General features: G+C 42.4%; 25 protein-coding genes. 3 read left to right on the top strand and 22 right to left on the bottom strand.

Features of this window, described 5'->3' with window-relative positions:
• Positions 1 to 138 precede the first annotated feature (138 nt).
• Positions 139 to 1,377 (top strand): tRNA epoxyqueuosine(34) reductase QueG, encoded by a 1,239-nt coding sequence (queG, locus tag J5X94_RS11985; protein WP_210541394.1) that lies wholly within the window; start codon positions 139 to 141, stop codon positions 1,375 to 1,377.
• A gap of 102 nt (positions 1,378 to 1,479) precedes the next feature.
• Here queG and lysM read toward each other — a convergent pair whose 3' ends face one another.
• The 6 genes from lysM to J5X94_RS11955 all read right to left on the bottom strand — a co-directional run bounded on the left by lysM (position 1,480) and on the right by J5X94_RS11955 (position 5,963).
• Entirely contained in the window at positions 1,480 to 1,989 is a 510-nt protein-coding gene (gene lysM, locus J5X94_RS11980; protein WP_010196747.1) for a peptidoglycan-binding protein LysM, read from the bottom strand.
• A 247-nt stretch (positions 1,990 to 2,236) separates the two neighbouring features.
• Positions 2,237 to 2,473: an acyl carrier protein gene (gene acpP / locus J5X94_RS11975; protein ID WP_025652201.1), complete on the bottom strand. Its 237-nt coding sequence runs from the start codon at positions 2,471 to 2,473 to the stop codon at positions 2,237 to 2,239.
• A 272-nt stretch (positions 2,474 to 2,745) separates the two neighbouring features.
• Positions 2,746 to 3,474, bottom strand: a complete 729-nt coding sequence (gene fabG, locus J5X94_RS11970) for a 3-oxoacyl-ACP reductase FabG (RefSeq protein ID WP_010196745.1) — start codon at positions 3,472 to 3,474, stop codon at positions 2,746 to 2,748.
• Complete coding sequence (gene fabD, locus J5X94_RS11965; RefSeq protein WP_210541393.1) at positions 3,471 to 4,439, bottom strand: ACP S-malonyltransferase; 969 nt, start codon at positions 4,437 to 4,439, stop codon at positions 3,471 to 3,473. Before fabD ends, fabG begins: the two co-directional genes overlap by 4 nt.
• Positions 4,440 to 4,867: 428 nt before the next feature.
• Complete coding sequence (gene rpmF / locus J5X94_RS11960) at positions 4,868 to 5,050, bottom strand: 50S ribosomal protein L32 (RefSeq protein ID WP_010196743.1); 183 nt, start codon at positions 5,048 to 5,050, stop codon at positions 4,868 to 4,870.
• Between the two features lie 319 nt (positions 5,051 to 5,369).
• Entirely contained in the window at positions 5,370 to 5,963 is a 594-nt protein-coding gene (locus J5X94_RS11955) for a YceD family protein (RefSeq protein WP_194621023.1), read from the bottom strand.
• A 296-nt stretch (positions 5,964 to 6,259) separates the two neighbouring features.
• Between J5X94_RS11955 and J5X94_RS11950 the strand changes: the two genes are divergently transcribed.
• Together J5X94_RS11950 and J5X94_RS11945 are read left to right on the top strand one after the other, a co-directional pair.
• Positions 6,260 to 6,892, top strand: a complete 633-nt coding sequence (locus tag J5X94_RS11950; RefSeq protein WP_228293252.1) for an elongation factor P hydroxylase — start codon at positions 6,260 to 6,262, stop codon at positions 6,890 to 6,892.
• Between the two features lie 276 nt (positions 6,893 to 7,168).
• Positions 7,169 to 7,789 (top strand): L-threonylcarbamoyladenylate synthase, encoded by a 621-nt coding sequence (locus J5X94_RS11945; RefSeq protein WP_010196739.1) that lies wholly within the window; start codon positions 7,169 to 7,171, stop codon positions 7,787 to 7,789.
• A gap of 74 nt (positions 7,790 to 7,863) precedes the next feature.
• On the opposite strand, the gene rplQ is transcribed toward J5X94_RS11945, so the two are convergent.
• From rplQ to rplX, 16 genes are all read right to left on the bottom strand, one after another.
• Positions 7,864 to 8,223, bottom strand: coding sequence for a 50S ribosomal protein L17 (gene rplQ, locus J5X94_RS11940; protein ID WP_010196736.1), 360 nt, complete (start codon positions 8,221 to 8,223; stop codon positions 7,864 to 7,866).
• A gap of 19 nt (positions 8,224 to 8,242) precedes the next feature.
• Positions 8,243 to 9,250 carry a DNA-directed RNA polymerase subunit alpha gene (locus J5X94_RS11935; RefSeq protein ID WP_021813386.1) on the bottom strand — a complete coding sequence of 336 codons (1,008 nt, stop codon included), beginning with the start codon at positions 9,248 to 9,250 and terminating at the stop codon, positions 8,243 to 8,245.
• Between the two features lie 81 nt (positions 9,251 to 9,331).
• On the bottom strand, positions 9,332 to 9,973 hold the full coding sequence (rpsD, locus tag J5X94_RS11930; protein ID WP_010196731.1) for a 30S ribosomal protein S4: 642 nt from the start codon (positions 9,971 to 9,973) through the stop codon (positions 9,332 to 9,334).
• A 48-nt stretch (positions 9,974 to 10,021) separates the two neighbouring features.
• Complete coding sequence (gene rpsK, locus J5X94_RS11925) at positions 10,022 to 10,411, bottom strand: 30S ribosomal protein S11 (RefSeq protein ID WP_010196728.1); 390 nt, start codon at positions 10,409 to 10,411, stop codon at positions 10,022 to 10,024.
• Between the two features lie 20 nt (positions 10,412 to 10,431).
• Complete coding sequence (rpsM, locus tag J5X94_RS11920; RefSeq protein WP_010196723.1) at positions 10,432 to 10,788, bottom strand: 30S ribosomal protein S13; 357 nt, start codon at positions 10,786 to 10,788, stop codon at positions 10,432 to 10,434.
• A 252-nt stretch (positions 10,789 to 11,040) separates the two neighbouring features.
• The gene (gene rpmJ / locus J5X94_RS11915) at positions 11,041 to 11,157 is read right to left on the bottom strand and encodes a 50S ribosomal protein L36 (RefSeq protein ID WP_010196721.1); all 117 of its coding nucleotides are present in this window, start codon (positions 11,155 to 11,157) and stop codon (positions 11,041 to 11,043) included.
• A gap of 31 nt (positions 11,158 to 11,188) precedes the next feature.
• Positions 11,189 to 12,520 (bottom strand): preprotein translocase subunit SecY, encoded by a 1,332-nt coding sequence (gene secY, locus J5X94_RS11910; RefSeq protein ID WP_173240232.1) that lies wholly within the window; start codon positions 12,518 to 12,520, stop codon positions 11,189 to 11,191.
• 19 nt (positions 12,521 to 12,539) lie between these two features.
• Positions 12,540 to 12,980 carry a 50S ribosomal protein L15 gene (gene rplO, locus J5X94_RS11905; protein WP_010196716.1) on the bottom strand — a complete coding sequence of 147 codons (441 nt, stop codon included), beginning with the start codon at positions 12,978 to 12,980 and terminating at the stop codon, positions 12,540 to 12,542.
• Positions 12,980 to 13,159 (bottom strand): 50S ribosomal protein L30, encoded by a 180-nt coding sequence (gene rpmD / locus J5X94_RS11900; protein ID WP_010196714.1) that lies wholly within the window; start codon positions 13,157 to 13,159, stop codon positions 12,980 to 12,982. Before rpmD ends, rplO begins: the two co-directional genes overlap by 1 nt.
• A gap of 20 nt (positions 13,160 to 13,179) precedes the next feature.
• Positions 13,180 to 13,695, bottom strand: a complete 516-nt coding sequence (gene rpsE, locus J5X94_RS11895; protein ID WP_010196711.1) for a 30S ribosomal protein S5 — start codon at positions 13,693 to 13,695, stop codon at positions 13,180 to 13,182.
• A gap of 2 nt (positions 13,696 to 13,697) precedes the next feature.
• Positions 13,698 to 14,048 (bottom strand): 50S ribosomal protein L18, encoded by a 351-nt coding sequence (gene rplR / locus J5X94_RS11890; protein ID WP_010196708.1) that lies wholly within the window; start codon positions 14,046 to 14,048, stop codon positions 13,698 to 13,700.
• Between the two features lie 11 nt (positions 14,049 to 14,059).
• Positions 14,060 to 14,593, bottom strand: coding sequence for a 50S ribosomal protein L6 (gene rplF, locus J5X94_RS11885; RefSeq protein ID WP_010196707.1), 534 nt, complete (start codon positions 14,591 to 14,593; stop codon positions 14,060 to 14,062).
• Between the two features lie 223 nt (positions 14,594 to 14,816).
• Positions 14,817 to 15,215, bottom strand: coding sequence for a 30S ribosomal protein S8 (gene rpsH / locus J5X94_RS11880; protein ID WP_010196706.1), 399 nt, complete (start codon positions 15,213 to 15,215; stop codon positions 14,817 to 14,819).
• 11 nt (positions 15,216 to 15,226) lie between these two features.
• Entirely contained in the window at positions 15,227 to 15,532 is a 306-nt protein-coding gene (rpsN, locus tag J5X94_RS11875; RefSeq protein WP_010196705.1) for a 30S ribosomal protein S14, read from the bottom strand.
• A gap of 12 nt (positions 15,533 to 15,544) precedes the next feature.
• Complete coding sequence (rplE, locus tag J5X94_RS11870) at positions 15,545 to 16,081, bottom strand: 50S ribosomal protein L5 (RefSeq protein ID WP_010196704.1); 537 nt, start codon at positions 16,079 to 16,081, stop codon at positions 15,545 to 15,547.
• Between the two features lie 21 nt (positions 16,082 to 16,102).
• Positions 16,103 to 16,420: a 50S ribosomal protein L24 gene (rplX, locus tag J5X94_RS11865; protein ID WP_010196703.1), complete on the bottom strand. Its 318-nt coding sequence runs from the start codon at positions 16,418 to 16,420 to the stop codon at positions 16,103 to 16,105.
• Between the last annotated feature and the right edge of the window lies 1 nt (position 16,421).

The raw sequence follows: 16,421 nt of genomic DNA, 5'->3' as shown, positions 1-16,421 counted from the left end.
ACTCGCTTGTCTAAGCTTAGCAAAAGCTCACTTTGACTTATGTATCAATATGAAATGTGAGATTATTTGCTTTTGTACTTGCGCTCTTAGCTCACTGGCTTATCATATCGGTATTCACTCTATTACCTGCTATCACACATGAATAATCCTTCTAAAGTAAACTTATCTAACTCTTCAATTCAGCAGATATCAGCTCAGAAAACGTCTCCTGAGCCTAACCCTGCGCCCGAAAAAAAGATTACTGTGAGTAATAGCCCAACGTTTGCTACCACCACAGAGGTAAAGCAATGGATTAAAGCCCAAGCACAGTCTTTAGGGTTTGCCGACTGTGGTTTCTTATCCGTGCATCATCCTTTATTTACTCAACAAATTGAACAATTGCAACGGTGGCTGGATAAAGGCTATGAAGGCCAATTGCAGTTTATGCATAACAATCACCACCTACGTGCGCATCCTGCCCAACTGGTAGAAGGGGCAAAAACCATCATCAGCGTGCGTATGGATTATCTCACTCAGACACCTACCCCGCGTGCGGTCACTGATGATGATCATCCCAATCAAGGTATCATTGCGCGTTATGCCAGAGGCCGCGATTATCATAAGACGATGCGCAGCCGCTTAAAACAATTAGCCTTAAAGATAGAAGCGATGCTTGCTGAATGGCAGCATCTAGATATTGGGGCTGAGGCAGAATTTATTTTCAGACCTTTTAGTGACTCTGCCCCTATCTTTGAGCGTCCTATTGCAGATGCAGCAGGACTTGGCTGGACAGGCAAGCATACGCTATTGCTAAACAAACAAGCGGGCTCATTCTTTGTGCTGGGTGAGTTGTTTATGAGTCTTGAGTTGCCGGATGATGAACCAGTAAAAGAGCACTGCGGCAGTTGCAGTGCCTGTATTGATATCTGCCCAACCCAAGCGATTGTCGCGCCCTACGAGCTCAATGCTTCTGCCTGTATTTCTTATTTAACGATTGAGCATGATGGCACCATTGATACCAAATATCGTCGCGCAATTGGCAATCGCGTCTTCGGTTGTGACGACTGTCAGCTCATTTGTCCGTGGAATCGCTACGCCAACCTTACAACCGTAGAAGACTTCACGCCACGGCATCAGCTTGATAACAGCAGTTTGCTTGAGCTGTGGCAATGGCAAGACGCAGAGTTCATGAAAAAAACTGAAGGCAGTCCGCTCAGGCGCACAGGCTATGTGAACTTTTTGCGCAATATCGCCATTGGACTTGGCAATGCTAATCCCAGTATAGAAATAGTCTCTCATCTACAATCTAAGTTAGGCTTGCATAACGATATGCTGGACGAACATATTAATTGGGCGCTTACCGAACAAACTGAAAAATTAAATATCAATAATCGGTAAACCTATTCCTTTTAGACACAAAAACGCCTCTTACTAAAGAGGCATTTTTTATTCTATTAGACATACTAATGCTGATTAGGCTTAGGAGTTATGGATTAAAAATTACGGCTTGGGAATGCGCAATACTTGACCAGGATAAATTTTGTCTGGATCAGACAGCATAGGCTTATTGGCTTCAAATATTTTTGTATAATCACCAGATGAACCATAAACATCTTTAGCAATCTTAGATAGGCTGTCACCAGATTTTACGGTATACATCGTAGATTCAGGCGCGTCTTCTTCGATATCAATGTTATCAATGACTTTAGCGACGTTTTGGACATTACCAATAGCGATAATGGCTTTTTCACGGTCAGCCTGTGTTTTAGCGTTACCACTGATTTCAGCGGTATCCGTCGAACCGTTATATTTAATTTTTAGGTTACTGATATTGAGGTTTTGCTGCTGAATGCGACGTAGCAAAATGTTGGCAACCGATTGTGCTGAAGGCTCACCGCTGGCGACAGGCGTACTAGCATCTGCTTTGGTTTCTGATTTAGCATCATGCTTTTCGTCGTCACGATTAAAAATCTTATCACCGATGTCTTTTGCAAAACTAAACATACCCATATAACTGCTCCTTGAAATACTATTATTTATTATTAATCGTTATTAGTATAGGCAAAGACACATATGATGAATAGTAATAGTATGTTGAGTAATGTTGATTTGGCGTAGCTTATGTTAATGAAATGAATCACTAGATGAACATAAATGACTGAGATAGACTCTTAGAATAAATAACGAACATAAAAAAACCGCTTATCTATGCTGTATAGATAAGCGGCATTGTAAGACTTGCTAAGCAAATAGCGAGTTATAGTTGGGCTTGTACGTAGTCGATTGCTTTTTGAACCGTCGTCAATTCAGCTGAATCTTCATCAGGAATAGTGATGCCAAAATCGCTTTCGAATGACATAACCAATTCGACTAGATCCAATGAATCAGCGCCTAAATCTTCCATAAATGAAGCATCGTTGTTGATGTCTTCAACGTTCATACCTAATTGCTCAGCTACTGCCGCCTTTACTCTTAGCTCGGTATCATTACTCATGTAGATTACTCCTTTATCATCTATTATTTTTAATAAACTGCGATAGCGCGATAGTTAAACGTTATCGCCTAGTATATAAAATGGAATTTGCCAGATCAGCATTGCCGTCTGAGTACTCTATGACACGTTATACGTTCTGTCTAATGTCTAGTAAAGCCCTGCTATCATACAGGGCTTTGACGTAAAAGTATTCGTCATTATAGCACCCTTTATTATAGTTTACACTCGTTCACACAGTTTTTTATTATAAGTATGTAACACTTGTGCGTCACCTACATATACATGCCACCATTGACAGGAATAACGGCACCTGTGATGTAGCTGGCTTCGTCACTGGCTAAGAAATGTACGGCAGCTGCGATGTCTTCTGGCTGCCCAAGACGACTAATAGGCACGGCATCTAGCATCGAATTTAGTAGGCGCTCGTCAAGCTCATCCGTCATATCCGTCTCAATTAAACCGGGTGCCACACAGTTGATCGTGACTTGGCGTGAGCCGATTTCACGTGCGAGTGTACGGCTAAAACCTTCTACGCCCGCTTTAGTCGCCGCGTAATTAGACTGACCAGCATTGCCCATTTGAGCAACGACAGAGGTAATATTAATGATACGACCACGACGCGCCTTCATCATACCGCGTACCGCACGTTTGCTCATGCGATAAACCGATGTCAAATTGGTATCAACCACGTTCTCCCAATCTTCATCTTTCATGCGCATCAATAGACCGTCTTGGGTAATACCAGCATTATTGACCAGCACTTGCACCGCGCCATAGACGCTTTCAATTTCTTCAAATAGCTTATCGATTTGTGCCGTATCGCGTACGTCTAATACACGGCCAATACCACCACTATCATGTAGATAACCATCAACAAGTTCAGCACCTTTCTCTGTGGTGGCTGTCCCAATCACGAAATGTCCTTCCTTTGCAAAACGTTTGGCGACTGCCTTGCCAATACCGCGACTGGCACCAGTCACTAGGGTAATCGTACGGCTCATGATAATACCTCCATTAATTTATCAAGACGGGTGGGCTTGTCAGTAGGATAGCTGGCAATTGGTTGCGCTTGACGCTTGGCCAAATTACTCAATACATTGCCACTGCCACACTCGATTAAAATATTAATTTGCTTATCAGCCAGCTCTTGCATGGTCTTTGACCATAGTACTGGCTCACTTAGCTGCTCGGTTAATGCTTGCTTAATACCTGCCGCACTACTCTCAACACGCGCATGACGGTTTTGAATAACCGGAATGGTTGCTTGATCAAACTTAATAGCTGCTAAGGCTTCCGCTAAAGCACTACTTGCTGGCGCCATAAGCGCACAATGTGATGGCACGCTCACCTTTAGTGGGATGGCTTTTTTGCCAGTATTTTTTACTTTATCGATGACAGCTGTGACGCCTGCCGCATTTCCTGAAACCACAACTTGTCCTGGACTATTGAAATTTGCTGCTCCGACAATCGCGCCATCAACATGCTCGGTTGCCTGCTCGCACAAGTTTTCCACACGATGATCTTCGAGCCCTAGCACTGCTGCCATCGCTGTATCGATACCTACTACCGCCTCCTGCATCAACTGACCGCGCGTATGTACCAATCTCACCGCATCAGCAAGCGATATCACTCCAGCGGCACAAAGGGCGCTGTACTCACCTAGAGAATGACCCGCTAGATAGCACGGCGCTTTTTTGAATTTTGGTTGTAGAATACGCCAAATGGCGATACTAGCCGTCAATAAGGCTGGCTGAGTATATTGCGTTTGATTGAGCTTTTCTTCATCCTGACAAATTGCCCATAAGTCTTCACTTAGTGCTTCGCTTGCTTCAGCAAAAGTATCACGAATCTCTGGATAAGCTTCAGCGAGCTCGCTGGTCATACCGACAATTTGTGAGCCTTGACCAGGGAAAAGCACCGCAATGCGGGTTGGCTGTTTTTTTATCATATCGGGTACAGAGGCCATAACCAATATTCCTTATGTAATTGAAAACATCCCTAAAGATAATCGGGAGTATTGTAAAATTAGGGGCGGTCTAGAGTTATATTTTTAACTGATCACTCAGACAGCTGATTATAAGTAAACTATACACTGACAGATACTATTATCATAGCTGATGAAAAAATGAGGCGTTAAGGTAAGATAATATTTAGCTTTTGACAGTTTTTTAGGCACAGCATTTGATAAAAAATTACGTGATAAAAACCAATGATAGGGAGCTACGTCATAAAAAATTCATAGCAAAAAGCCAAGTTATCCCACCACATAATATATGGTAGCGAAATAACTTGGCTTTCTTTAGCTCAAAACTTATTGCCTAATAATAGCGGTACAAAAAGCCGTAAAGTGCCATCAGCACCATCGTATTGTTGCATCACTGATTAAATAGTCAATTAAGCGTCTTGACTGACCTTGAACAACTGACGACCACGATAAAAACCATCTTTAGTCATGTGATGACGACGATGTTTTTCACCAGTGGTAGCATCTACGCTTAGCTCAGCCACTTCCATACGATGGTGTGAACGGCGCATGTCACGACGAGAACGGCTTTTACGACTTTTTTGAACAGCCATGATATAGCTCCTATACTTAAAAGGGATAAGCTTAAAATTCAGCTTTAGTCGATACTGACAGAGGCTATATAATCACAACAACCTAAGTCTTACGCATCATTAGTTAAATAGATTGCCACGTGCATTAAAATGCTAACTACGTCTAAAATCTATAGTCAATTTGCCTAGTCAGTTTTTATCTGCAAGTAACCTGTTGCTAGAATGCAATAAACGGGACATTATACGCATGTTTCATCGATTAATAAAGCCCTGCGTACGACTCTTCTGCACAAAGCCGATAAAAGGCATTCTAAATCAATTGAATACAGCATTTTTTCTTTTATAACTTGCCTTTCAACGAGGCTAAAGCGGCAAAAGGATTTTCATTTTCTTCTTCTTCAGGTATCTCACCAAATTGCTCAACCGTCATTTCACAGTCATCGTGCTTCGGTGCCATCGGTGTTTTAAGCAATATTTCATCTTCAACCAATTTTTTCAAAGGCAATAAGCGCTCTGGCGACTGCTCAGTAATGACTTCATCAAGCAATAAATAGTCCTGCTCTTCATTGACTAGGCGCACTTGGCTCTCGTCATCGAGTAGTGCAATATCATAATCATCAGTTAAGTCAGTGGCTACGGGTTGCAAGCAGCGCTGGCAAGTTAGCCATACATCACCCGCCAATTTAAATGATAGATGTAAGACATTATTACGACGATAAAGATTGGCAGTGAGCTGGATTTTTTCTTGTTCATGCTCGGTCGTCAGTATAGCGGAAAGACGTTCAAAAGAGGTAGGTTCTATCTCTCCTGCCCACTCAAAGCCAGTATCTTCCCATTTATTTAAGGAAAGGTGTTCGGGCATATTACTCGATATAGGATTCTGCATATTATCAGCTTGAGCCGCTGAAGGCTTGCTTACTGGAGTGCTTGACATACGCGGCCTCATTCATCAAAAACGGTGTATAATATTGCCTGCCATACTAGCGGAAAGCGCTGAGTAGCGCTAGCGCTAGTATGTTAAGATTTTTTGACCTTTGGGTTGCCTCACATTTTTATTTACTCATTTCATGTATAGAGTACCAACAGTCTCTTATTTTTTATTCGGTCAATCTTCTATCTATGATATCGCCTACCGCCAACCCTGATTTTTCTGCATTGTGGTCTTCTGTTGATACGACTCTTTTGCTTCAACATCTCACTGACTTAGAAGATACAGCTATAGAATGCCCTATGAGCACTCTAAAGACTTGCGCACTCAATTCTAAAATAAATACAAACCTAAAAGATTTAGCAGATCAATGGCAAAAACTGTCTAAGGAAAGTGCTTCTATAGCAGATACTGAAAAAGCAGCAACCGATTGGCTTATTTGTTTATTTAATACCGTGTTTGCCAAGCATCAAGTGATATTAGCATCTGGTGATGGTGAACCAGAATATTTCCCTGCTCAGAACAATCAGCCAGCACGAATCGAGTTTGCCAACGGATTTTTTGCCAGTGCGCTGCATGAATTAAGCCATTGGTGTGTCGCTGGTAAAGAACGTAGAGGCTTACCCGACTTTGGCTACTGGTATGCACCAGATGGGCGTTCAGCCTCTCAGCAGCAAGCATTTGAGCGCGTAGAGATTAAACCGCAGGCGCTTGAGTGTTTATTTACTCTTGCCTGTGGATATCACTTTCGAGTCTCACAGGACAATCTGTTTGCCGACTTCGATACCAGTGGTAGCACTTTTGCTCATGACGTTTATTTACAAGTTGAAACCTATATTACCAAGCCAGTAACGCTGCCACGTGATGCCAAGACTTTGCTACGGGTATTATTAAGTGTTTGTAACGATAAATTAACTAACAGCGAGCCACGATAAATCTCTATAAGGTTAATGATAGCGATGCTTGTAAACTGTTAACGATTTCCTACCAACCGTAACGCCTTGCCAATAAACTTATATTTGCTTTAAGCTATACTGATAGATAAGTAGATTTTGTGGTGCAGCTAAGATAAAGCGAAGCTAGCAAAAGATTAACTCATTATTACTCTTATTTCTTTCTAGCGTTATTTCTTTCTAGCGTTATTTATTTGATAACAACTCATCCACCATCTCAAAAGTATATAACCTATAATTATAAGACAAGGAACTATTATGCAAGTGCTCTATATACATCCCGAAAATCCGCAGCCACGTCTTATTGAGCAAGCCGCTGATCTATTACGTAAGGATCAGTTAATCATTTATCCTACTGATACTAGCTATGCTTTTGGTTGTCGTTTAGGCGCAAAAGACGCCCTCGAAAAATTAAAACAAATCCGTGAGCTTGATGATAAGCATCAATTTACGCTATTGTGCCGAGATTTAAGTGAAATTGCTAATTATGCAGCAGTAGATAATGTGCAATTTAAGCAGCTTAAGGCTCATACGCCAGCTCCTATTACCTTTATTCTTAATGCCACAAAAGACGTACCAAAGAAACTGGCACATGCGAAGAAAAAAACCATTGGTATTCGTGTGCCAAGTAATCCTATCGCCCAAGCACTCTTGGCAGCCATGGACGAGCCTATCTTAACCAGCTCATTAATATTACCAAATCGCGATGATATACTTGATGATCCATTTGAAATAGAAGATCTGTTAAGCAACCAAATAGACGGTCTCATCAACGCAGGTATAAAAACCACTAAGCTAACCACTATCGTTGATATGACCAGTAGCCAGCCTGAAATCATCAGACAAGGTGCTGCTGACGTTAGTTCTTTGTTATTATAACTACTTATTTAAACGCATAAAAAAAAGCTCCAATCGATTGGAGCTTTTTTATGAATCATATATTCAGTATAAAATTAGTCACGATCAACTAATTCTACATATGCCATTGGCGCATTGTCACCATCACGATGACCGCATTTTACGATACGCAAATAACCACCTGGACGCGTCTGGTAACGAGGACCTAACGTGCCAAATAATTTGCCTACCATAGCTTTGCTACGCATACGGCTGAATGCTAAACGACGATTAGCAACGCTGTCTTCTTTAGCCATAGTGATCAATGGCTCGGCAACGCGACGTAGTTCTTTAGCTTTTGGTAAAGTTGTTTTGATCAGTTCATGCTCAAATAATGAGTTAGTCATGTTCTGAAACATTGCCTTACGATGACTGCCGGTACGACCCAGCTTGACTCCACTCTTACGATGGCGCATAGTCAAAAATCCTTAAAGTTTAACGGCTACGATAAGAAAAGCGATCATCAACACGTAAATCAGCTGGTGGCCAGTTATCTAGGCGCATACCGAGCTCTAAATCTTTAGACGCTAAAACGTCTTTGATTTCCGTTAATGATTTCTTACCAAGATTTGGGGTTTTTAGAAGTTCAGTCTCTGAACGTTGTACCAAATCACCGATATAGTAAATGTTTTCAGCTTTCAAGCAGTTGGCTGAGCGAACCGTTAGTTCAAGATCGTCCACAGGGCGTAATAGCACCGGATCAACCTCTTCTTTCTCTTTCACAGGCTCAGGCGCTTCTTCAGCTTCTAGGTCAACAAAGATAGAAATCTGTTGTTGTAAAATAGTGGCTGCTTTACGAATTGCTTCTTCTGGATCTATAGTGCCATTAGTTTCAAGCTCAATGATAAGACGATCAAGATCAGTACGCTGCTCTACACGAGCGTTCTCAACCTGATAGGCAACACGAAGCACAGGACTAAAACTTGCATCAAGCTTTAAGCGTCCAATTGCCTTAGTATCACCATCTTCACGGCGCTGGTTTGCTGGCTCATATCCACGACCCATTACTACGCGCAAACGCATCTTAAGATGACCACGATCACTCAATGTACCCAATACCAATTCTGGATTGATGATGTCAACATTGTGTGGTAACGCGATATCTGCAGCAGTAATAGTGCCTGGACCTTGTTTATCCAAGGTCAAAAATACTTCATTTTGGTCATGAAGCGTAATTGCCAAGCCTTTTAAGTTCAAAAGCAAGTCAAGTACATCTTCTTGTAGCCCTTCAAGCGTAGAGTATTCATGGTCAACGCCATCAATCTCAGCTTCAATGACTGCAGCACCAGGTAATGAAGATAACAAGATACGACGTAAGGCATTACCTAGGGTATGCCCAAAGCCGCGTTCTAACGGTTCGAGCGTGACTTTCGCAATCGTTTCGTTAACCGTATCCACGTTAATGGCATTCGGCGTTAGAAACTCAGTTGCATTTAGCATCATGATGTCACCTCGATTTATTAAACTGGTTTAATTAACGTTAATTGCTCAATGCCATTTTCATGACATCGAGCAGTACGTCATTTACTTAGAGTATAGCTCAACGATCAAGCTTTCGTTGATTTCAGCAGGTAGATCAATACGATCAGGCGCTTGTTTAAAAGTACCCTGTAGTTTGCTGTGATCAACATCTAGCCATTCTGGAATACCACGTTGTGTCGCTAATTCGATAGCGTTTTTAATACGTAGTTGTTCGCGAGACTTCTCTTGGATAGCGATGACATCACCATCTTGAAGCTGAATTGATGGAATGTTCACACGAACAAACTCATCACGGCCAGCTTTTTTTACCATAACAGTACGATGACTGACTAGCTGACGTGCTTCTGCGCGAGTTGAGCCAAAGCCCATGCGATATACAACGTTATCTAGACGGCTCTCAAGCATGGCTAGTAGGTTTTCACCAGTAGCACCGCGCTTACGAGCAGCTTCTTTATAGTAGTTAGCGAATTGACGCTCTAGTACACCATAAATACGCTTAACTTTCTGCTTTTCACGCAGCTGTAGAGCATATTCTGAGGTCTTGTTACGGCTTACACCGTGTTGACCTGGTGGACGACCAGCTTTTTTCGTTTTAACATCGTATGGTTTAACACCAGACTTAAGGCCTAAGTCTGTACCTTCACGACGTGATAATTTGAGTTTTGGTCCAATATAGCGGGCCATTGTTATGTCTCCTATAAGCTTTTGGGATAAAAAGCTTCGTCTTTAATATTAGACGCGGCGCTTTTTCGGCGCACGGCAACCATTGTGTGGGATTGGGGTTACATCAGAGATGCTGTTAACTTTATAACCCAATGCACCTAGTGCTCTTACCGCAGACTCACGACCCGGTCCTGGTCCTTTGACCAAAACGTCGATATTCTTAACACCATATTCTTGAGCCGCTTTACCAGCGACTTCAGCTGCAACCTGAGCTGCAAATGGTGTAGATTTACGTGAACCACGGAAGCCTTGTCCACCTGAAGTGGCCCAAGCCAATGCATTACCCTGACGATCGGTAATCGTAACAATGGTGTTATTAAAAGACGCATGGATATGGGCTATGCCCTCCGATACTGAACGACGAGCCACCTTTTTGCGACTGCGAGTGTCTTTTGCCATCTTTTAGCTTCCTAAGTTAATTATCTTTTGAGAGGGCGTGTCGGACCCTTACGAGTACGAGCGTTGTTCTTGGTGTTCTGACCTCTAACTGGTAGGTTACGACGATGGCGTATGCCACGGTAACAACCAAGATCAACTAAACGCTTGATATTCATTGAAACTTCACGACGAAGATCACCTTCAGTCATGTAATTTGCAATTTGTGCACGGATAGCATCTAACTGTGTATCATCTAACTGACTAACTTTAGTAGTAGGGGCAATGCCAACTGCTTCTAATATTTTCTGAGCAGTGGTACGACCTACACCAAAGATGTAAGTTAGTGAAATAACAGCATGCTTATTATCCGGAATGTTTACGCCGGCAATACGAGCCATTGATTTCTCTCCATTAAAGAAAAATAAGCGTTATTTATCAATAAGGCATTATTCTTCAGAATTGTTGCTGTTAATACTAAATATATTATGGTCACTGTCGCTGTTTTGGCTTAGTTAAAAGCCTAACCATTGACAGCATTACAAAATATTCTGCATAAACACGGCAAGTGGCGGATGATATCCCATCCGCCGTTATTTTTCAAGTATTAATTTAGATAGTAACAAAAGTTTAAAACTTTATGATACTAAATATTAACCTTGACGTTGCTTGTGGCGCGGTTCTGCTGTACAGATGATATGTACACGGCCTTTACGACGCACAACTTTACAGCTACCACAAATCTTCTTAACTGATGCTTGAACTTTCATAGCATACTCCTTGAAATATCGTACCGCTCATTTAAGGTTGAGTGGGCGATTGAATTAACGTCTGATCATGATATTGATGGGTCATCAAATGCGCTTGAATCTGCGAGATGAAGTCCATTACCACAACCACCATAATCAGTAAAGATGTACCACCGAGTTGAAACGGCACACCAAACGATGACTGGACGACCATCGGCATTAAACAAATAACCGTCATATACATCGCGCCAATAAAGGTCAGTCGGTTTAATACATGATCGAGGTAACGCTGAGTTTGTTGTCCAGGGCGAATACCAGGGATATACGCACCACTACGCTTAAGGTTTTCTGCTACTTCACGCGGGCTAAATACCAATGCCGTATAAAAATAACAGAAGAAAATAATCATCGCGCCAAATAGTACTAAATATAGCGGTTGCCCTGGGGACAACACCAATGCCATATTTTGCAATATTTTTTGTACAAAAGTAGGATCAGTTGATTGACCAACCCACTGCCCTAAACTTGCAGGGAACAACAACAAAGAACTGGCAAAAATAGCTGGGATAACCCCTGCCATGTTCAGCTTCAACGGCAAATGTGATTGCTGTTGAGCGTATATCTTGCGACCTTGTTGCTGTTTTTGTGCATAGTTGACAGGGACACGGCGCTGAGCACGTTCAATATAAACAATACCTGCAGTAACCGCGATGCCTAATAGTACAAAAATGAACAGTACAATCAGATTCATCTGACCTTGATTGACCTGTTCGATAGACTGCGAAATCATACCTGGCGTACCAGCCACAATGCTCGCAAAAATAAGCATTGAGATACCATTACCAACGCCGCGTTCTGTAATCTGCTCACCAAGCCACATTAAGAACATAGCGCCCGCTACTAATGAAGTAACAGCTGGAATATAAAAAGTCAAACCAGAGGATAAGGTAAGATTTTGGCTGATTAAGCCAGCACACATTCCTAATGACTGTACTAGAGCTAAAGCAAGTGTCCCTTGACGGGTGTACTTGTTTAGCTTGCGTCGTCCCGCTTCACCTTCTTTTTTGAGGGCTTCAAGCGATGGCAGTACTGCAGACATCATCTGTACAATAATCGATGCTGAAATATATGGCATAATGCCAAGCGCCATAATAGACATACGCTCTAGCGCACCACCTGAGAACATATTAAACATGCTCAGAATGGTGTTTTCGTTGCGCGAAAACAGATCAGCCAAGTTAACTGGGTTGATACCCGGAACTGGAATATGTGACCCTAAACGATAAACAATCAATGCGCCGATTAAGAATAATAAACGCGTCCATAATTCGTCATACTTGCGTATGAAGGCAAATGGATTAAGCGGTATACCAGCCGATGACATTGATTGTTTTGACACGTTACTACTCCTCGATGCTACCACCAGCAGCTTCGATTGCTTGCTTAGCGCCTTTAGTCACTTTAATACCTTTAAAGGTATAAGCTTTAGTCACTTCGCCTGACAACATTACACGAGCACGCTTCATATCATGACGGATAAGGTTAGCAGCTTTAAGTGTTTCAATGCTGACCACATCGCCTTCAATTTTATTCAATTCAGACAGACGGACTTCAGCAGTCGTCATTGCCATTCTACTGGTAAAACCAAATTTTGGTAGACGGCGATATAAAGGCATTTGACCACCTTCAAATCCTGAGCGTATGCTAGAACCTGAACGAGATTTCTGACCTTTTACACCACGACCACCAGTCTTACCAAGACCTGAACCGATACCACGACCACGACGTTGGGCAGTTTTCTTTGCGCCAACACCTGGTGATAATTCATTTAATCTAAGACCCATTACGCTTCCTCCACTTTTACCATGTAGTTGACGCGATTGACCATACCACGGGTTGAAGGAGTATCTTCTACTTCAACAGTATGATTAATACGGCGTAAACCCAATCCTTTCAAGCTCGCTTTGTGGCTCTTTAGGCGATGGGCACCCGATTTAAATTGAGTGACTTTCATTTTTTTCATCGTAACTCACCTAGTCTAAGTTAACCCAAGATTTCGTCTACAGATTTACCACGTTTTGCTGCCATCTTCTCTGGAGTTGACATATCACGTAAACCGTTAAACGTAGCGCGAACCACGTTAGCAGTATTGGTAGAACCATAACATTTAGTCAAAACATCTTTGACACCAGCAACTTCTAACACAGCACGCATTGCGCCACCAGCGATTACGCCAGTACCTTCAGATGCAGGCTGCATGTAGACTTTACTAGCACCATGACGTGCTTTGATCGGATGATACAAAGTTGCATCGTTTAGCTCAACAGTAATCATATTGCGTTTGGCAGCTTCTAGCGCTTTTTGAATAGCAGCTGGCACTTCACGTGCTTTACCACGACCAAAACCAACACGACCATTGCCATCACCAACAACAGTTAATGCGGTGAAAGAGAAAATACGACCACCTTTAACTACTTTTGCGACGCGGTCAACGGTAACTAAGCGTTCTACTAAACCGTCTGTTTGCTCATTTTTATCATTTTTATCATTTCTAGCCATGATTAAAACTCCAATCCGTTTTCGCGAGCTGCTTCAGCTAAAGCTTTAACTCGACCATGATATTTAAAACCACTACGGTCAAAGGCAACTTTAGTAACCCCAGCTGCTTTTGCGCGTTCTGCGATCATTTGGCCTACAGACGTCGCTGCATCAGCGTTGCCAGTCGCGCCTGAGCGCAAGCTGCCGTCTAAGGTAGATGCCTGAGCAATCACTTCACCACCGTTCGGAGAGATAATCTGGGCATAGATGTGCTTTGGCGTGCGATTAACCGTTAAGCGATGTACGCCTAAATGACGGATATGCGCGCGGGTTTTCTTAGCTCGACGCAGACGAGCTGCTTTTTTATCAAACATTTCAACTCACCTTATTTTTTCTTAGCTTCTTTGCGAACCACATGTTCGTCGCTATAACGAATACCTTTGCCTTTATAAGGCTCTGGTGGGCGGAAACCACGGATATTAGCCGCTGCTTGACCAAGCTGCTGCTTATTGTTTGATTTCAAAACAATTTCAGTTTGCGTTGGGGTTTCAGCTGACACACCTTCAGGTAGCGTATATTCTACTGGATGAGAGTAACCAACGTTTAGCGTTACTTTATTACCAGTAGCTTGCGCGCGATAACCAACACCAATTAATTGAAGACGTCTTTCAAAGCCTTCATTCACGCCAGTAACATAATTGTTAAGCAGGGCGCGCATGGTGCCAGTGTGCATCATGGCTTCTTTTGAATCGACTGTAGGTGAGAAAATGATCGCATCATCTTCCTGTTTCAGCTCGACCAATTCATGCAGGCGTAAAGACAAATTGCCGTTCTTGCCTTTCACTTCGACCTGCCGATCGTTCAAAGTAACGCTTACGCCGTTTGGCAGCGTCACTGGGGCTTTAGCCACACGAGACATAGGAATATTCCTTAAAAAATTAACTTCTTTATATTAGCGAAAAAACTAACAGGCTAAAAAGCCTGCTAGTTTAGCATAGTTGTTCCCATTAAGCACCATTCAATTTTATCAACTTCAAATGCTTAGCTTTCTTTAAGCTTATTACAAATCATTATGGACTTACAACAGCTTAAAGGGGTTCAAGTAGACTTTGTCGTCTCATCACCAATAGCATAAATGCTAATTAGGCAACGAATGCAACGATTTCACCACCGATACCAGCAGCGCGTGCAGCACGATCGCTCATGATACCTTGGCTAGTCGATACGATAGCAACACCCATACCTTGCTTAACAGTAGGGATAGCGTCTTTACCGCGATGCTGGCGTAAACCAGGACGGCTAAAACGTTGGATAGTTTCGATGACAGCTTTGCCTTCGAAGTATTTCAGTTCAATAGTCAATGTGGCTTTATTGTTGTCTTGTTCAGTAACAACAGCGTTCGCTACATAACCTTCGCTAACCAGTAAATCAGCTATTGATTTACGTAATTTAGAGCTCGGCATTGCTACCGATACTTTGTTAGCCATTTGTGCGTTACGAATACGGGTTAGCATATCCCCAACGGTATCTTGCATACTCATATAGTTACTCCTTACCAGCTTGCTTTACGAACACCAGGCACATCGCCTTGCATGACACGCTCACGCAGCATATTGCGTGATAAGCCAAACTTGCGGAAGTAACCGTGAGGACGACCGGTGATAGCACAACGATTGCGCAGACGTACTGGTGATGAATTACGTGGAAGAGCTTGTAGCTCTAACATCGCTTCCATACGAGTTTCGTCACTTGCAGTCATATCACTGATAGTTTCTTTTAGCTTGATACGCTTTTCAGCATATTTAGCAACCATTTTTTCGCGCTTTAATTCGCGGTTAATCATGCTCTTCTTTGCCATAACGTCTTTACCTTATTTAAATGGGAAGCCGAATGCTTTGAGTAACGCACGACCTTCTTCATCATTACCAGCTGACGTGGTGATTGTCACATCCATACCGCGGATACGATCAATTTTGTCAAAATCTACTTCTGGGAATACGATTTGTTCTTTGATACCCAATGAGTAGTTACCACGTCCGTCGAAGGCTTTAGGTGAAAAACCGCGGAAATCACGAATACGAGGAATTGCAATGGCAATGAGACGATCTAAAAATTCGTACATTTGCTCACCGCGTAGCGTTACTTTACAGCCAATTGGCCATTCTTCACGAATCTTAAAGCCAGCAACTGATTTACGCGCTTTAGTGACCACAGGTTTTTGACCAGCAATCGCAGTCATATCAGCTACAGCACCTTCAAGCAATTTCTTGTCTTGAGACGCGCCGCCTACACCCATGTTAAGTGTGATTTTAGTGATTTTAGGCACTTGCATCACATTCGCTAAACCAAGGTCTTCTTTGATTTGCTGCTTTAGTTCATCGTTATATAAAGATTTTAATCTTGCCATTACCATTACACCCTTAGTGTCTTACGCAGTCGCCACTACTTCACCGTTCGAACGATAGACGCGTTGTTTGTTGCCGTCTTCGCCGAACTGATAAGTAATACGATCAGCTTTTTGGGTTTGCGCATTTAATATTGCGACATTTGAGATATGCAGAAAAGCTTCTTGCTTAAGAATGCCACCTTCAACGCCAGTTGCCTGATTTGGCTTCTGATGTTTAGTAACAATATTAATGCCTTCAACTTTAATACGATCGTTTTTTACAGCTTGTACAGTACCTTGTTTGCCTTTATCTTTACCAGCAATCACGATAACTGTATCGCCTTTACGTAATTTTGACATG

The organism is Psychrobacter sp. K31L (genome assembly GCF_017942195.1).
Lineage (GTDB): Bacteria > Pseudomonadota > Gammaproteobacteria > Pseudomonadales > Moraxellaceae > Psychrobacter > Psychrobacter glaciei.
The sequence above is the reverse complement of the archived record's forward strand: the minus strand, read 5'-3'. Positions and strand labels throughout refer to the sequence as shown.

Bases quoted from the DNA above. Each gene is read 5' to 3' on its own strand.
- queG (WP_210541394.1), top strand. From the start codon at position 139: ATGAATAATCCTTCTAAAGTAAACTTATCTAACTCTTCAATTCAGCAG.
- lysM (WP_010196747.1), bottom strand. From the start codon at position 1,989: ATGGGTATGTTTAGTTTTGCAAAAGACATCGGTGATAAGATTTTTAAT.
- acpP (WP_025652201.1), bottom strand. From the start codon at position 2,473: ATGAGTAATGATACCGAGCTAAGAGTAAAGGCGGCAGTAGCTGAGCAA.
- fabG (WP_010196745.1), bottom strand. From the start codon at position 3,474: ATGAGCCGTACGATTACCCTAGTGACTGGTGCCAGTCGCGGTATTGGC.
- fabD (WP_210541393.1), bottom strand. From the start codon at position 4,439: ATGGCCTCTGTACCCGATATGATAAAAAAACAGCCAACCCGCATTGCG.
- rpmF (WP_010196743.1), bottom strand. From the start codon at position 5,050: ATGGCTGTTCAAAAAAGTCGTAAAAGCCGTTCTCGTCGTGACATGCGC.
- J5X94_RS11955 (WP_194621023.1), bottom strand. From the start codon at position 5,963: ATGTCAAGCACTCCAGTAAGCAAGCCTTCAGCGGCTCAAGCTGATAAT.
- J5X94_RS11950 (WP_228293252.1), top strand. From the start codon at position 6,260: ATGAGCACTCTAAAGACTTGCGCACTCAATTCTAAAATAAATACAAAC.
- J5X94_RS11945 (WP_010196739.1), top strand. From the start codon at position 7,169: ATGCAAGTGCTCTATATACATCCCGAAAATCCGCAGCCACGTCTTATT.
- rplQ (WP_010196736.1), bottom strand. From the start codon at position 8,223: ATGCGCCATCGTAAGAGTGGAGTCAAGCTGGGTCGTACCGGCAGTCAT.
- J5X94_RS11935 (WP_021813386.1), bottom strand. From the start codon at position 9,250: ATGATGCTAAATGCAACTGAGTTTCTAACGCCGAATGCCATTAACGTG.
- rpsD (WP_010196731.1), bottom strand. From the start codon at position 9,973: ATGGCCCGCTATATTGGACCAAAACTCAAATTATCACGTCGTGAAGGT.
- rpsK (WP_010196728.1), bottom strand. From the start codon at position 10,411: ATGGCAAAAGACACTCGCAGTCGCAAAAAGGTGGCTCGTCGTTCAGTA.
- rpsM (WP_010196723.1), bottom strand. From the start codon at position 10,788: ATGGCTCGTATTGCCGGCGTAAACATTCCGGATAATAAGCATGCTGTT.
- rpmJ (WP_010196721.1), bottom strand. From the start codon at position 11,157: ATGAAAGTTCAAGCATCAGTTAAGAAGATTTGTGGTAGCTGTAAAGTT.
- secY (WP_173240232.1), bottom strand. From the start codon at position 12,520: ATGTCATCGGCTGGTATACCGCTTAATCCATTTGCCTTCATACGCAAG.
- rplO (WP_010196716.1), bottom strand. From the start codon at position 12,980: ATGGGTCTTAGATTAAATGAATTATCACCAGGTGTTGGCGCAAAGAAA.
- rpmD (WP_010196714.1), bottom strand. From the start codon at position 13,159: ATGAAAAAAATGAAAGTCACTCAATTTAAATCGGGTGCCCATCGCCTA.
- rpsE (WP_010196711.1), bottom strand. From the start codon at position 13,695: ATGGCTAGAAATGATAAAAATGATAAAAATGAGCAAACAGACGGTTTA.
- rplR (WP_010196708.1), bottom strand. From the start codon at position 14,048: ATGTTTGATAAAAAAGCAGCTCGTCTGCGTCGAGCTAAGAAAACCCGC.
- rplF (WP_010196707.1), bottom strand. From the start codon at position 14,593: ATGTCTCGTGTGGCTAAAGCCCCAGTGACGCTGCCAAACGGCGTAAGC.
- rpsH (WP_010196706.1), bottom strand. From the start codon at position 15,215: ATGAGTATGCAAGATACCGTTGGGGATATGCTAACCCGTATTCGTAAC.
- rpsN (WP_010196705.1), bottom strand. From the start codon at position 15,532: ATGGCAAAGAAGAGCATGATTAACCGCGAATTAAAGCGCGAAAAAATG.
- rplE (WP_010196704.1), bottom strand. From the start codon at position 16,081: ATGGCAAGATTAAAATCTTTATATAACGATGAACTAAAGCAGCAAATC.
- rplX (WP_010196703.1), bottom strand. From the start codon at position 16,420: ATGTCAAAATTACGTAAAGGCGATACAGTTATCGTGATTGCTGGTAAA.